Origin of the sequence: Anoxybacillus pushchinoensis (assembly GCF_900111795.1) — a bacterium.
Classification (GTDB): Bacteria; Bacillota; Bacilli; order Bacillales; family Anoxybacillaceae; genus Anoxybacillus; species Anoxybacillus pushchinoensis.
In genome coordinates this window covers 1-15,239 of sequence record NZ_FOJQ01000014.1, presented here as the reverse complement: position 1 = coordinate 15,239, position 15,239 = coordinate 1, and the positions used below count along the sequence as shown (strand labels likewise).

Genomic DNA, 15,239 nt, shown 5'->3' with positions numbered 1-15,239 from the left:
TTGTTGATCTATAGGGGAGGGAGATAATGCTAGAAAGATGGTTGAAAGAGTCTTCGTATACAGTCGTATTTACTGGAGCAGGAATGTCTACAGAAAGCGGGCTTCCCGATTTTCGTTCGACAAAATCAGGACTTTGGCGCACGAAAAATCCACAACAATTGGCAAGTACGTATGCTATGCAACATAATCGAGACGAGTTTATCGCATTTTATCAATATCGTATTCGCACACTTCTTGAATGCCAACCACATATTGGACATACAATTTTAGCAAATTGGCAAACACGAGGGCTTATTCATCAAATTATCACACAAAATGTTGACAGCTTTCACCAACAAGCAGGCAGTACAAATGTCATTGAATTACATGGAACATTGCGAACGGTTCATTGCTCGCGTTGCAGGCAAACATACGACGCAAAACGGTATGTAGAGGAACAGTTTACGTGCACATGCGGTGGCTTTTTGCGTCCTTCCGTCGTTTTATTTGGCGAATCGTTGCCGTATGATGCGTTTGAACAAGCATGGACAGCAGCCGAACGAGCAGATTTATGGATTGTACTCGGCTCTTCTTTACAAGTATCGCCAGCTAACGAACTTCCTGTCGCCGCTAAACGAGGAGGTGCAAAACTCGTGATCGTAAATATGGAACCGACTCCATTAGATGATTGGGCAGATTTACTCATACATGACCGTAAAATTGGGGAAATGCTGCAGGAAATTGACGAATTACTTTAAAAATAACTGTGTCCCAAAAGCGTGCTCTTTTGGGACACTTGAAATATTTCTTTTTCATACCTTATTTCCCAAAAACGATTCGTATATTGCTTGTGCCTCATGTTCGTCCACATCAACGACTTTTTTGCATATACCTGGCATGACCGTTGCGTGTACGGTACATAATCCGAGTCGTTGTTGCATACGAGATTGAGAGATTGTTAACGATTGAATACGATGCTTTAACCGCTTGGTTATGTAAATAACAATCGCAATCGGATGTAACCGTTTCTCGCTTCATTCATCATGTTCATCTTCCTTTACTAAAGAAGAAATGTGTAACGCAACTTCTCTGCTTCTTGTTCATCAAGGAACGGAATTTCATGTGCCATTGCTGCTGTATAAATATAAAGCGAAGCAAGTTTATACTTTCTTGCTAATGGACCTTGCTTTACATCAACATGTTGCACGCAGCGAAGCGGAATAAGCGTACGCTTACGAATCCACACCCCATGCTCAAGCTCGATTTCCTGATCGCGTAATCATATACCGCCAACGTTCCCATTTCCAGCGTGGAACGAAGAAAACGAATAACATGCCATCTACAATCGACAAACAGACAAACATCAAAACGACCCATGTTGAAACGAAAAAACTAACAATTACGTACAAAAGGAAAAAATAATGAAACGAATAGCTCCATATATGCGCCATATAGACACAGCACGTTTCGATAGAACATTCCCCGTTTTCTTACACTCCCCTTTTTCATGCTTCTATCACTGCACTTCTAACATACGAACTCCATCCCGAAATCATCGGTTCGTACGTCCACTATGCCCCCATTTTAACAAGTTTTTCATTTATAACTTTACAACATTTTTATCATATGTTAGACTATTTTTAAAGTTCATAATTTCTCATCTACTAGGGGAGTCCAATAGCTTGGACTGAGAGAGGAACGCGTAAAAGTTCTTTGACCCTTTGAACCTGATCTGGGTGATGCCAGCGTAGGGAAGTAGATGGCACGAGTGTTCTTTACTTGTGCTATTTGCGGACAAGATCAGGTTCTCGTTATGGAGCCTGATCTTTTTACGTATTGGCGTTGCTCCAACTAAAAAATGAAAAGGAGCGATTAAAAATGAAAGACTTATTTTCATCAATGCCATTTCCCTCGAGTAAAAAAGTGTATGTGCTCGGAACGCGTGAAGATGTTCGTGTGCCAATGCGAGAAATTCAACTTTCTCCAACCAAAACAGGTACAACGATGCTAGAAAATGATCCTATTCGAGTCTATGACACGAGTGGACCATACACCGACCCACTTTTCACGCCGAATATTGATAAAGGATTGCCAAAACTAAGAGAAAAATGGATAACGGAGCGTGGCGATGTAGAAGAATATAACCCTTCATTAGTGAGAACAAACATTCCTTTTTCACCTAGACGTTTTCGTGCGAAAAAAGGGAAAGTTGTGACCCAAATGCACTATGCAAAACGTGGAATCATTACACCTGAAATGGAGTTTGTTGCTATTCGCGAACAGATGGATCCAGAGTTTGTTCGACAGGAAGTGGCAGCAGGAAGAGCAATTATCCCAGCTAATATTAACCACCCTGAAAGTGAACCAATGATTATAGGAAGTAAATTCCATGTGAAAATTAACGCAAATATCGGAAATTCAGCTGTCACATCTTCCTTAGAAGAAGAAGTTGAAAAAATGCTTTGGGCTGTTCGTTGGGGTGCCGATACAGTCATGGACTTATCGACAGGAAAACATATACACGAGACAAGAGAATATATTATTCGAAACTCCCCTGTGCCGATTGGAACTGTACCTATTTACCAGGCGTTAGAGAAAGTGAACGGCATTGTCGAAAACTTATCATGGGACATTTATCGAGAAACATTAATTGAACAAGCCGAGCAAGGCGTAGACTATTTTACTATTCATGCGGGTGTCTTACTTCGCTATATCCCACTAACAGTCAACCGAACAACTGGTATTGTCTCTCGGGGTGGTTCAATTATGGCACAATGGTGTTTAGCACACCATGAAGAAAACTTTTTATACACCCACTTCGAAGAAATTTGCGAAATTTTAAAAACTTACGATATTGCTATTTCACTTGGGGATGGATTACGTCCAGGCTCAATTGCAGACGCAAACGATGAGGCGCAATTCGCCGAGTTACAAACACTTGGAGAGTTGACAAAAATCGCTTGGGAACATGATGTCCAAGTGATGATCGAAGGTCCAGGGCATATTCCAATGCATAAAATTAAAGAAAATGTTGATAAACAAATTGAAATTTGTCATGGGGCACCTTTTTATACGCTAGGCCCTATCACTACCGACATTGCACCAGGTTACGACCATATCACCTCAGCTATCGGTGCAGCGCTTATCGGCTGGCACGGTACGGCCATGCTTTGCTATGTGACACCAAAAGAACATCTTGGCCTACCGAATAAAGAAGACGTCCGCCAAGGAGTCATCGCCTACAAAATTGCTGCCCACGCTGCTGACTTAGCAAAAGGACACCCTGGCGCACAAACGCGTGATGATGCATTATCAAAGGCGAGATTTGAGTTCCGTTGGCAAGATCAATTCAACTTGTCACTAGATCCTGAGCGCGCACGTGAATATCACGATGAAACGCTACCGGCCGAAGGAGCAAAGCTTGCTCATTTTTGTTCGATGTGCGGTCCGAAATTTTGTTCAATGAATATTTCTCATGAATTACAAAAAACACTACAAAGCGAAGGAATGAAAGAAAAGGCAAAACAATTTGTTGAATATACAAACATCATGCAAGCTGAGAGATAGCGCTCAGCTTGTACTTTTTTACAAAAAATGTTATTTAAGTCATATTCATTGACATTCCACTTACTATAGCTTAAATTTAAGTCGTAACTTTAAGTAGAAAGTATGGAAAGAGGTGACTTGCTTGCTCACAGATTTCATCATTTTTTTGTTAGGATTACTTCTAATCATCGGTGTATTAACAACGAAGTTTTCTTCTTGGCTAGGCGTGCCATCACTTGTATTTTACATACTCGTCGGAATGATTTTATCCAAATTTATATATTATGATAACGCTTTTCTCACCCAGATTGTTGGCATTTTTGCGTTAATCATTATTTTGTTTGAAGGTGGGATGAACACAAAGTGGAATACATTAAAAAAAGTTTTAGTTCCCGCTTCCTCCCTTGCAACGTTTGGAGTGCTAATTACTGCCATTTGCGTAGGCATATTTGCCAAATACATTTTACACGTCTCATGGGCCGAGGGATTTCTATTAGGCGCTATCGTTTCTTCGACTGACGCTGCAGCAATATTTGCTACGCTAGGAAGCGTCAATGTAAAACGCCGTCTCTCAGCAACACTAGAAGCTGAGTCGGGGATGAACGATCCGATGGCCGTTATTTTAACCCTCTCCTTGATTACATTTATCCAACAGCCAGAACTAACTATTTCCCACACCTTTCTCAGCTTTATTTGGCAGATCGTTATCGGTATTCTTGTTGGGCTTGGATTAGGAAAATTAACTGTGTGGTGTTTGAATAAAATAAATCTTGATTCCTCGGGATTATACCCCACTCTATCTTTATCATTTGCGATACTCTCTTATAGTATAGCAGCCCTGCTAAAAGGTAGTGGGTTTCTTTCGGTATATATTATGGGCGTTTTTGTCGGCAATGCACAAATCGTTTATCGCCATTCTATTTTTCGTTTTAACGAAGGGCTAGCATGGATGATGCAAATATTTATGTTCATTTTACTCGGACTACTCGTTTTTCCAAATGAACTAGTAAAAGTAGCATGGGAAGGTGTCGCCCTAGCTATCCTACTTATTGTTGTGGCAAGGCCGATCAGCGTCATGATAAGTACAATAAACATGAATTTCTCTATTAAGGAAAAGCTATTCCTTTCTTGGGCTGGGCTAAAAGGTGCTGTTCCGATCGTCTTGGCAACTTACCCACTTACCTCGAACATTGAAAATAGTCAGCTCATTTTTAATATTGTTTTCTTTATTGTGCTCATTTCCGCCCTTATTCAAGGATCAACAACTTCTTTTTTAGCCAAGCATTTAGGACTGCTACTCGGAGAAAAGAGGGAAGTGGCTCACTCCATCGAACTGATGTCAACGACGAAAGCAAATAAGGAAATTGTTGAAGTCCATATCAGTAATAAGCAGTCACATTTACTAAATATGACGATTAGTCAACTTCCATTGCCAAAGGATTGCTTAATTACGGCTATTATTCGTAATGATAAAATTATTACCCCGAAAGGAAACGTGAGATTACACGAAAATGATGTTGTTTATATATTAATCGAAAAAGGAAGAAGATCAGAGATTTATAAAATATTTTCAATTACCGAAGATACGTCATTCTAATAAAGACAAGAGCAGGACATTCCCCCTGCTCTTGCTTTCCTCTTCAATGCCTTTTTCAATTATTTCTACTGAAAGATCCCTATATGTTGCCTAGACAATATCCCCAAAGACATTCGTGATTTTCTGCTTCTGAGGAACCCAGTACACTGAAAAGATAGGGGCTGGCTCTACCCAATACAAAAAACATCAATACTAACACTTAAACGTGTACTATTTGATGATATCCAACAATTCGGTTAAAAGGATAACGATGGTTCCTCGCATCAACAACAAACTCGACTCCTGCTTCATCTTGTGGCATCACGAAACGATAACCATTTTATCCCGGAAACTGAACAAGAGCAATAAAAGTTGCTCGTTTGTTTGTACTGTTGCATCACAAGAAGACGAATATTGGATCCGTTTTGGGAGGTGAACAAAGTGTTCCTCCCTTTCTCTACCTCCATCATTCCAAATATATTTATTCCCAATAAAATAACATCAGATGAGACTTCTCTAACGTTTCCCCAACAAACATATCATATTTCACCAAATCGACACATATTTTTATATCAGACTTGGTCACTTATTTTTATTTGAAAACGGATACAAAAGGAGGAATTTACATGATTTACGCCCAGCCGGGACAACCTGGTTCACTCATTACATTCAAAAAGAGATATGAAAATTTCATCGGTGGGGAATGGGTCCCGCCAATAGATGGGGAATATTTTGAAAACATTTCACCTGTTACTGGGCTTGGGCAATCCCATCAGCAAAATGAGCCATGCGTGCTTCTTCAGGTGACACACTCACATGGTGTTTGGCTGTAGAAAAGCCGATGATAAATGTCCCGTGATCGGTAAACATAGGTGTATTCCATTTGATTTGCGGTTGTAACTGTGGGAACGTATCACAAACCCACCGTAAAATTTCCTCTACTCGGTTGCGATGGTCGACATGATCAATCTTTGCTAAATATTGTTCAAAAACTTCCATAAGTGTTCCTCCTCGCTACATCTCTCATCTTCTGCTATCAACATTATGACACAAAACAATATGTCCATCATCCTAATATTACGCAAATAATTCGTCATAACTTTGCACTTTTTCTCATACACATGAATCGTCCATATGCAACAGGAGGCGATCATCATGGAGCAACAGGCGAAAGTCGTTAGTATTATCAACTGGAAAGGCGGGGTGGGAAAGACGACCGTCACTCATCATTTAGCGACAGGACTACAACATTTATCATCCGACGAATTAGAACTGTTTGGTTTTGAACATGCTCAACCAAAAGTGTTGTTAGTAGATGCAGACGCACAATGTAACCTCTCTATTTCATGTTTAACACCCGAACGGTTTGAACAATTAGCCTATCATAAAACACCTCCGATCGGCACATTGAAAGATTTAATCGAACATTACTTGAAAAATGAGCATCCACAAGTAGATGTGGACGACTTTATTTTAAAAGCGTGCGTGCGAAGTAAAAATGAGAAAGTGTATGAACATATTGATTTGCTTCCAGCACACGCTGAACTTATCCATACAGACATGGATATTGCCGTTTACTCAAGGCCATATTTCAAAGAACATTTATTTGGTTCGGACATTTATAAATTTCAAATGCTACACCATATTTTAAACACGATAAAACATGAATATGATTTTATTTTTATCGATTGTCCACCGAATTTAAATTACATTACGCAAAACGCCCTGTACGCAAGCGATTACTATTTAATTCCCGCGATTCCTGATCGTCTTTCTTCATACGGTATCTCAGCCATTAAAAATAAAGTGGATGAGTTAAACGAAAGATTTCAGTCGAGTTCAAAAGAATATAGCCATACAAAACTGATCGGAATCGTCCTCAATTTCATTCGCGAATACGGAAATCAACCAAAACAAACACAGGAAAATATGATCACTACATTAAAACGTACGCTTTCGTCTGACATGATATTTAACAGCTATTTACCATATGGTGACGCCATCACGCGCGCATCCATGCTCAGTTATCCTGTGTTTGCTGTTGAAAACCATCAAGGGAAACAAAGTGAATGTGTGAAGAAAATGACGCTCGAATTTTTAAACCGAATTGGTGGGGGAATTGTTGTATGAACGTAAACACATTAACGCATATGTTAGAAAAAATACTCGTTCTTTTAAAACATTATGAGCATTGTACAGTCGAAGAAATGCTCGATGATCTTTCTGCAAAGTTGCAAAATCAAACACGAAAAAAGCAAACCACAAACGTAACGGACTATGCAAACGTCATAAAACAAATGAAAAACATGAACAAAGAAGAGGCAACAACGTTTTTAATGTCTTTCAAAAAAGAACAACTACTTCAGATCGGATTACAAATGAATATGAAATTACAAAAGAGAGACACAAAACAAATATTAATTGAGTCAATTGCATCCCATTGCAGCTTTCCTGAACTATATGCCCAAATGGCAAATAGAAAATCGCAAAAACAAATGAGCGAACAGATATAATAGCTGTTCGCTCAACATGCGACCTCATTCCGACAAAACGGTTCGTTTCATCATATCATATGAAAGTGGACCGACATGTTTGCTACGAATGACTCCTTGTTCATCAATGATATACGAAGTCGGAATGGTGATCACTTCATATTTTTTACTAACCGTCCCTTGCTCATCAAGCATAATATCGAATGATACTCCTTTTTCGTTAATAAACGTCTCGACAGCCTGATGATTTTTTTCTTTATTCGTCAAATTGACCGCTACAATCGCGACATGTTGTCCATACTGTTCATAAAATCGTTGCATCTCTGGCATTTCCGCACGGCATGGAGGACACCATGATGCCCAAAAGTTTAAAATCACTTTCTTCCCGCGAAATTGAGACAGCTTCATTTTCTTACCCTTTAATGTCATTAACTCGAAATCAGGGGCAATTTCTCCTACATCAATTCCAATGTTCGAAATCGCTTGCTGTGAAGTTGCTTCTTTTGTCATATCCGATATTGATGAGAAGATGAAGACGAGAATATGGAACGAAATAAACAATTGCCATAACTTTCTCGTCGTTTTCATACGTGAAGAAACGATAAAGAAAACAACAGCGACGACAGCTTGTAGCCAAATAAAGCGATCTTCTGGAAATCCACTTCCCTTCCATAAGAGAAATACAATCCAATATCCAAAATATATCGGGGTAGCTACACGTATATAAGTGTCGAACGAAATATGCTCTTTTTTCAAATGCCAATATGTATAAAAAACAATAAACACAGCCGCTAAAACAAGTCCAACAACGCCACCGTTAAAATAAAGAAGCGTTAACGGATTTTCCAGCACCATGTTTGGATGTACAATACCGTAACTCAATTTCCATATGACTAAGCCATATATGAAACTGTTAAAAATAACATCCATCATGCGTCGTTCCGCTTTTAAAACGAACACACCATAATAAAAAAATAAATATGTCATAACCAAACTTGCTACAAGCAACAAACTTTCTCCTTGAATCATTTTTCCTCCTTTGCTGACAACATCTCCTTATAAAAAGCGCTTCTTTATATCCTCTGTCGGAACAAAGCAGCAATCCTTCTTTCCGAACCAACGATACCTATTTTTCGCGATCCAATCATATACTCGATCGCGAATAGGAGAAGGGATAAGAATAAGCCAATATAAGTACTTCCAAAACCCTCGCAAATGTTTGCATACGCGTAACGCTGCAGTAGATTTAACATAGTATGTACATTCATCGATTAATATAAAACTATCGAGTTGTTGGGGAATATGATATTTTTTCAACAACGCTTGCCCTGCTTCACTTTGCAACGAAGCAAAATAAAAATAAGCTTTTTCGTCTCTTTCAATAATAAAACGAACCGTTGCACTACAAAAATGACAAATGCCATCAAATAATATGATGTGCATGACCGACCAATCCTTCCCCTTCCGTTCATCTAACCTCTCCATTATAGCTCACCTATGCAACAAAAGAAAAACGTGAAGCTCGGCAACTTCACGCTTTTCATATCATAGCTAGAAATTATCCATACATCGTCCACATCCCGATATCATAAAAACCAAGTCTTTTATAAATGCGTCCCGCATTCGGATTGTCATAAAATAAACATAACGTTTTTCCAGCGCGAACGTAATCTTCGATAACTCGTTTCATAATTTCGCTTGCATACCCTTTTTGCCGATAATTCGGATCTGTGCAAACGCCGACAACCATCGCAGATAGCGTATTTTCTGCAGTTGTCGCAACAGACGACACCATGCGACCAGCTTCCTCGATATAGTACACGCGCCCTGTATTTGTTTCTAACGATTTGACAAGCATATCTCGCGATGAAGGGGACACCGAAAATTCGGCAATACGATTGCGCAATTCAAGTATTCGATCGACATCATCAATCGTTGCTTGTTTTATTTCATATCGGTTTTCCGCTCCTGGAAATGTGATTTCGTTACATTCACAAAAATACGTGACACGCTTTTTTCCAAGTGATAAGAGAGGTTCAAATTTTGCGACAAGCTCGGTTTTGCCTGAGAGTCGAACAGGCTGAGCAGCATGTCTCATAATTTTCGCAAATCCTTCTATATCAAACTCCCCCGAAGCATATGGAATATACGAATCATAAAATCGCAACAATACAGCTCGCAACTTGCCATTCTCATCAAAGTCGCCCCACAACTCTTGAAACTCTTGCTCATATCCAAACGCTTCAATATCACCGATAATAAAAAGATTCAATGAAGGCTCCTGCCTTAAAAAAGAAAACACAACATGATGATCTGCGCTATTCAACTTACGAATCATGTCCATCTCCCTTTACGATCAATATTAATTCTACTATAGCAAATATGAAGACAAAATTTTGTCGAAATTTGTCCAGACAAAACAAATGAAGTGTCGGTTTCGTCGTATGTCAAAAGTACTTTCTCATTATGATATAATGTAGAAAAAAGGATGTGGGAGAGATGGAAAAAGCACAACACGGTCGTATGTATTCATATAAAGATATTCAGCAATGGGAAGGAAATTGGGAGCTAATTGACGGTGTTCCTTATTTGCTTGCATCGCCTTCGTATATTCATCAATATGTCGTCGGCGAACTGCATCTCGCCTTAGCTCCTTACTTCAAAGCACGTGGATGCCGCCTCATCTTGTCCCCATTTGACGTGCAATTCGATACAGATAACAATGAAGAAGAAGCGCAAACCGTTGTACAGCCAGACTTATTCGTCATTTGCAACGTAAATCAACTGAAGAAAAACCGAGTACAAGGCGCACCTGATCTCGTGATCGAAGTGTTATCCGCTAGCACAGGAATTAAAGATCGAAACCAAAAATATTATTTATATGAAACAAACGGCGTGAAAGAGTATTGGATGGTCGACCCAAGCAATCGGACGATTGAAGTCATCGGCTTAGAAGACGGGCGGTTTCAAAAACGCGCAGTATTCGGCCCGAAAGATGTGTTAACGTCTTTTTTGTATCCAGATTTAGCAATTTCGCTTAATTCCATCTTGCATATGGATGATGTGGAATAAGATAAAGCCGGTCAGGGTTCGGGGTTCCCTAGCCGGCTTTTCGTTTGCTTAAATTTAGTCGATAGCGCAATTTTCGTCCGTGCACGTTTTTCCTTTTTCCGCAAGCAATTGTAGCGATGAGGACTGCTGTTCTTCTGCCCATACTTTCTCTAGCGCCTGCCTGAATACTTCGACAGGCTGGGCACCGGAAATGGCGTATTTTTGATTCAAGACGAAAAACGGAACGCCCCGGACGCCGAGTTGAGCCGCTATCGCTTCTTCGTTTCGCACGTGTTCGGCATAACGTTCGCTATCAAGCACCGCTTCCGTCTCCTTCCGGTCAAGCCCTGCTGCTTCAGCAAGCTCCAGTAGCACGTTGCGGTCGCTAATTCGCTTCGATTCGGTAAAATAGGCGTAAAACAGCCGCTCCACTACTTCATCAAGCTTCCCTTTTTCTTTCGCATATTGCGCGAGACGGTGGGCATCAAACGTATTGGTCGGTTTCATCGTCTCAAAACGGAACGTAAGACCAAGCGCCTCCGCTTGCTTGCCAATATCGGCGTTTGCCCGCTTCGCTTCTTCTACGGAAATGCCGTATTTTTGCGCAATCATTTCGTGAATGCTAAATGGTGTTTCTTTTTTTGCATGCGGATCAAGTTCAAAACTACGGAAGACGACCTTGACATTCTCCCGATGCGGAAAAGACGCAAGCGCCTCTTCTAACCGCCGCTTGCCGATATAACAAAACGGACAAACAAAATCGGACCATACTTCAATTTTCATTGTGACACCTCAGTTTTGTCCTCCAGATCGGAGGAAATTTTCTTCCTTATTGTAACGAACATATCTTTCTCACTTCAAATCATCTGCTTAAAGTGTGACAAGCATCACATCTAAATGTATTTACCTTCTAAAAATAGTTCAATATTTCATGTGGCGCAAAGTTTTTTATTTTCTTCAACTCTTCCTTACTCCACCACTTTAAATCAATAAACGTATCTTTCTCTTTTTCAGTCATATTTTCAATCGATGACATCGTGTCGGATTGAATCGTTATCTTATAATAAATCTCCCGGCTTATAAAAGAATCGCTTTTTCCTTCAATGAATACATCGATTTCAAATAGTGGTTCGTCACGAATATCAACAACAATTCCAAGCTCTTCACGTAGTTCTCTTTTCAAAGCTTCGATTGGGGTTTCCTTTCCCTTGATGCCACCTCCGGGAGTTACCCATAACACGACATTTCCTATGACATCCGTAAATTCAAATTTTTGAAGAAGAATTTCATGATATTCATTGGTGATTACTGCCCTAGCGCATTTGCGTATTCGCATTAAAATTTTCCTCTCCACTAAAATAACGATATTTATCTTTTTCTACTCTCCGTCATTTGTTTCCAAACGGATCCTTTCGCTTCTTCGCCGCCTTCGATGCGTTCAATCGCCATTTTTACTTGCATGCTTACCTCAAATTCCGGGTCGTTTTCGGCCGCTTTTAATGCAGGCAAGACGGATTCATCACCATTTTCGTATAAAAACATCGCGGCACGCCAGCGAACGAGCTTGCTTGCGTCGTTTAGCGCTTCAACCATGACAGGAATGGCTTCCACGTCACCAATGTCAGACAAACAGTCACCAGCGGTACGGCGCACAGAAACGGCTGGGTCTTTTAGTGCCTCATATAAATACGGAAGCACGCTTTTGCCACCAATCATTCCTAAATACGCAGTCGCTAAGCGACGAATGGCGACTTTTTCGTCTTTTAACGCCTTTGCCAATACAGGCAAATCGGTTTCCTTCGGCTCTATCATTTGTTCCAACGCCGCATATCGTTTCGTCCAGTCTGGGTTCTCTAGCATTTGTTCTGTTACTTGAATGCTTGTTCGTTTTTGTGTTTTTGCCTGTTCGCCTTGTTTAAACATGTGCACGAGCCGTTCAAGCCGTTCGGGTGGATAAGCGGCAGACAATTCCTCAACAATATCAGCGCCGATTTCTTCAAACGTTCCGTACCGCACGCCCTTTTCGACCCATTTTCGCTCTATGACGATATTCCCCGCATGTTTTTGCGCTTCTAGCACCGCATCGACAAACGGCTTTGGCAAGCCAACACGTCTCTCTTCGTGACCGTCCGTTAACTTCACTTGCATCGGCAAGCCATACAACATTTGCACATACACTTTCACTTCGCCAAAATGATCGTTGCGTACGGGCTCATTATCTTGGAGTTCCTCCACCTGCTCGCCAAATACTTCACGCACCTTCGTTAAAATCGGTTTCCAGTCATATTTCGCATGCCGTTCGATCGCTAAAAAATCAGCGACATGATAAATGCCTTTCACGCCTTCAATTTGCAGCAATTGCTGGATAATGGCAGGCGCATGCGCAGCTTGCGCAGGTTTATAGTTATAACTTGTGCCAAATGGAAGCTCTTCATCAAGCAACACTTTCATTGTATTTGGACTTGGCGTTGGTTCAATCGATTGAATTTTCATTTCTTTCTCTCCTATCCTCTACAAAAAATACCTCGTAACTTCATTAAAAAGGAAGAAACAAAGAAAAGCAAAAGTTTCGCTCAATAAAAAATACCACCTCCATAAATTGCAGAGATGGTTTCACATCGTCTTACACAAACACTTTTGTCAACAAAATGTGTCGTATGTCGTCATGAAGCGTTTCATACTTAGAATCGTTGAGATCTTCTTTCGTTATCCAAGCAAATTCAGAATGTTCGTCGTTTAGTGTAAGTGAAGAAATATCATCATTTTTTGGTTTGACAAGATACGTGAAAACAACCCGATATATATCTTCGTCACCACTTTTGCTTTTTAAATTGCGAACAAATAACTCCTCTAGCAATTGTACATCCAAATTAATTTCTTCCTTTGCTTCTCGGAACAAACCTTGGACAGGAATTTCCTCGTACTTAATTTTTCCAGCCGGAACGTTCCATACATTCGGAGCTACCTTACAATGTTCTGCTCGTTTTGTTAAAAGAACTTTCCCATCGTGCCATACAATCACTTCAACAGAAATTCGATAATTCGGATACATACATTTTCCTCCACATTATTGAAAATCAAAGACAATGACTCTTTTTTCCCTATACTCAAAACAACTCTAACTGTTCTGTTTCACCTAACCGTTCAAGTGATTTCGGATCATGATCTTGAAAATAGGCGTGATAAACAGGTTCGGTTATACGCCCACCCTTCCTAGCGTTCGACACGGTGACACTTCCCATGCTTCATACGGTACTAAACAATTACATTTCATCGCATCCTGTACTCGTGAAGCGATATGCGGTCTCGTTATATATTTTGAAATGTTTTTACTAGTTAGCAGAAAAAAATTTGCTTCCTTTATTTCCTGGGTCTGAATGTTCAAATCACCTTCTTCATACTTCGCACGAAATACAACAACTAATATATGGTCCGTAGCATTGTAATATACTCCTGTTACTCCTAGTGGTACTATTTTCAATCCTGTTTCTTCATGTACTTCCCTTACTAGTGCATGATGCAAAGACTCTCCTTCTTCGACTTGTCCACCAGGAAGTTCCCATGTATCGGAACGGTAATGTGTTTTGACAAGCAATACTTCCCCATGGTCATTTACAATATAACCAGAGACAGCCACTATGTGCTTTGGTACAATCCTCATGTTCTTCTCATCCTTCAGTAAGTTGATTTTAGAGTAAATGTATCTCACTGAATTTTTTCGCACGATGCAATATATTGACATTGCGCTACAATGGCCATGTCATGATCCCATTTTCTTAACCCGTGAACTACCCCCACTTAATTTTCTAGCGAAAATTTGAAGTGGGGGCTTCCAAAGAAGTTTGACTGCTTTAAACAATCCTTATTCTTTGAGGCGTGTCCACTTCGCCGCTAGAGCATAAGACACTCAGGTCTACAGCTTTACTTTTCTTTAAGATGTTTAATGCGCCATTTACATCAGCATTGATTAGTTTGCCGGACTTTGTTCGATACAAACCTCGCTTAATACGTTTGCCGCTGAACCTATATTCTTTTGGATTGTCGGCATTATATTCAGGAATCTCATCGCCGTCAAAAAAGCTGGCTTGAGACGTATATGATTCTTCCTGTTTCAAGAATTCAATGCCGTAAAATTCACAAAGATATTCTAGTTTTTCTTTTATGTTACCGAGAGGAATATTGACAAAGTTTTGATTTGTCTTTTTTCCTAGATTGATATTGCGCTGCAATGTTTCAGCATAGCCAATGACAAGTTTGCCAATTTGATTTTCAATGCAGTAGTTTATGATGTAACGGCAAGTCTTGTTGGTATAATCATTCACTTTATTATTGCGATTCATAGCAAGCAAAGCTTGTTTACGAGTTGTACCTTTGATTTTTTGCTTATCTTTAATGCTTTGAAGTCTGGCATTTTCTTTGTTAAACCATTGATTAATACTTTTTAATCTCCGCCCGTCAATGATGAACGATTTGCCGTCTGATGTGACACAAGTGGCAAGATTATTTAATCCTAAATCAATCGCCAGTGCTTTTTGGTCATTTAATTCTCTTTGATCTTCAGGCATTTCATATTTGTACTGAATCTCAAAGAACCT

The 15,239-nt window shown here is 39.9% G+C and carries 16 protein-coding genes, 3 pseudogenes and 1 riboswitch; of the genes and pseudogenes, 7 read left to right on the top strand and 12 right to left on the bottom strand.

What is annotated here, in order from left to right; genetic code table 11:
• Positions 1-26 precede the first annotated feature (26 nt).
• On the top strand, positions 27-737 hold the full coding sequence (locus tag BM213_RS05750; protein ID WP_091701865.1) for an NAD-dependent deacylase: 711 nt from the start codon (positions 27-29) through the stop codon (positions 735-737).
• Positions 738-791: 54 nt separating this feature from the next.
• Here BM213_RS05750 and BM213_RS14465 read toward each other — a convergent pair whose 3' ends face one another.
• Both BM213_RS14465 and BM213_RS15295 read right to left on the bottom strand, forming a co-directional pair.
• On the bottom strand, positions 792-950 hold the full coding sequence (locus BM213_RS14465) for a PH domain-containing protein (RefSeq protein WP_279625317.1): 159 nt from the start codon (positions 948-950) through the stop codon (positions 792-794).
• Between the two features lie 63 nt (positions 951-1,013).
• Positions 1,014-1,438, bottom strand: a pseudogene (locus BM213_RS15295) (PH domain-containing protein).
• Positions 1,439-1,635: 197 nt separating this feature from the next.
• A riboswitch (TPP riboswitch) is annotated at positions 1,636-1,750 on the top strand.
• A gap of 107 nt (positions 1,751-1,857) precedes the next feature.
• Between BM213_RS15295 and thiC the strand changes: the two are divergent.
• From thiC to BM213_RS14460, 3 genes and pseudogenes are all read left to right on the top strand, one after another.
• Positions 1,858-3,546 (top strand): phosphomethylpyrimidine synthase ThiC, encoded by a 1,689-nt coding sequence (thiC, locus tag BM213_RS05740; RefSeq protein ID WP_091701862.1) that lies wholly within the window; start codon positions 1,858-1,860, stop codon positions 3,544-3,546.
• Positions 3,547-3,658: 112 nt separating this feature from the next.
• Positions 3,659-5,122, top strand: a complete 1,464-nt coding sequence (locus BM213_RS05735) for a potassium/proton antiporter (RefSeq protein WP_081253642.1) — start codon at positions 3,659-3,661, stop codon at positions 5,120-5,122.
• Between the two features lie 605 nt (positions 5,123-5,727).
• Positions 5,728-5,859: pseudogene (locus tag BM213_RS14460) on the top strand (aldehyde dehydrogenase family protein); the annotation flags it as partial.
• On the opposite strand, the pseudogene BM213_RS05725 reads toward BM213_RS14460, so the two are convergent.
• A pseudogene (locus BM213_RS05725) lies at positions 5,858-6,100 on the bottom strand (iron chaperone); the annotation flags it as partial. The pseudogenes BM213_RS14460 and BM213_RS05725 overlap by 2 nt on opposite strands.
• 156 nt (positions 6,101-6,256) lie before the next feature.
• On the opposite strand from BM213_RS05725, the gene BM213_RS05720 reads away from it, so the two are divergent.
• Both BM213_RS05720 and BM213_RS05715 read left to right on the top strand, forming a co-directional pair.
• The gene (locus BM213_RS05720; protein WP_091701857.1) at positions 6,257-7,231 is read left to right on the top strand and encodes a ParA family protein; all 975 of its coding nucleotides are present in this window, start codon (positions 6,257-6,259) and stop codon (positions 7,229-7,231) included.
• The gene (locus BM213_RS05715) at positions 7,228-7,614 is read left to right on the top strand and encodes a hypothetical protein (RefSeq protein WP_091701854.1); all 387 of its coding nucleotides are present in this window, start codon (positions 7,228-7,230) and stop codon (positions 7,612-7,614) included. The genes BM213_RS05720 and BM213_RS05715 overlap by 4 nt, the downstream gene beginning before the upstream one ends.
• A gap of 24 nt (positions 7,615-7,638) precedes the next feature.
• Here the strand turns inward: BM213_RS05715 and BM213_RS05710 are convergent, their stop codons facing one another.
• The 3 genes from BM213_RS05710 to BM213_RS05700 form a co-directional block, all read right to left on the bottom strand.
• A complete protein-coding gene (locus tag BM213_RS05710; protein WP_091701852.1) occupies positions 7,639-8,622 on the bottom strand; it encodes a TlpA family protein disulfide reductase in 984 nt (327 codons plus the stop codon).
• Positions 8,623-8,649: 27 nt separating this feature from the next.
• Positions 8,650-9,078 (bottom strand): thiol-disulfide oxidoreductase DCC family protein, encoded by a 429-nt coding sequence (locus BM213_RS05705; protein ID WP_077428220.1) that lies wholly within the window; start codon positions 9,076-9,078, stop codon positions 8,650-8,652.
• A 73-nt stretch (positions 9,079-9,151) separates the two neighbouring features.
• A complete protein-coding gene (locus tag BM213_RS05700) occupies positions 9,152-9,931 on the bottom strand; it encodes a GNAT family N-acetyltransferase (protein WP_091701849.1) in 780 nt (259 codons plus the stop codon).
• Between the two features lie 161 nt (positions 9,932-10,092).
• On the opposite strand from BM213_RS05700, the gene BM213_RS05695 reads away from it, so the two are divergent.
• Positions 10,093-10,665: a Uma2 family endonuclease gene (locus BM213_RS05695; RefSeq protein ID WP_091701847.1), complete on the top strand. Its 573-nt coding sequence runs from the start codon at positions 10,093-10,095 to the stop codon at positions 10,663-10,665.
• Between the two features lie 54 nt (positions 10,666-10,719).
• Here the strand turns inward: BM213_RS05695 and BM213_RS05690 are convergent, their stop codons facing one another.
• The 6 genes from BM213_RS05690 to BM213_RS05665 all read right to left on the bottom strand — a co-directional run.
• Positions 10,720-11,427, bottom strand: a complete 708-nt coding sequence (locus BM213_RS05690; RefSeq protein ID WP_091701844.1) for a DsbA family oxidoreductase — start codon at positions 11,425-11,427, stop codon at positions 10,720-10,722.
• Between the two features lie 127 nt (positions 11,428-11,554).
• Positions 11,555-11,980 carry an NUDIX domain-containing protein gene (locus BM213_RS05685; RefSeq protein WP_091701841.1) on the bottom strand — a complete coding sequence of 142 codons (426 nt, stop codon included), beginning with the start codon at positions 11,978-11,980 and terminating at the stop codon, positions 11,555-11,557.
• Positions 11,981-12,012: 32 nt separating this feature from the next.
• On the bottom strand, positions 12,013-13,137 hold the full coding sequence (locus BM213_RS05680; RefSeq protein ID WP_091701839.1) for a conserved virulence factor C family protein: 1,125 nt from the start codon (positions 13,135-13,137) through the stop codon (positions 12,013-12,015).
• 130 nt (positions 13,138-13,267) lie between these two features.
• Positions 13,268-13,696 carry an NUDIX domain-containing protein gene (locus BM213_RS05675; RefSeq protein ID WP_091701837.1) on the bottom strand — a complete coding sequence of 143 codons (429 nt, stop codon included), beginning with the start codon at positions 13,694-13,696 and terminating at the stop codon, positions 13,268-13,270.
• 144 nt (positions 13,697-13,840) lie between these two features.
• Complete coding sequence (locus tag BM213_RS05670) at positions 13,841-14,305, bottom strand: NUDIX hydrolase (protein ID WP_091701835.1); 465 nt, start codon at positions 14,303-14,305, stop codon at positions 13,841-13,843.
• A gap of 190 nt (positions 14,306-14,495) precedes the next feature.
• On the bottom strand, positions 14,496-15,239 hold a 744-nt coding region (locus BM213_RS05665; RefSeq protein WP_143091177.1), incomplete at its 5' end, for an RNA-guided endonuclease TnpB family protein.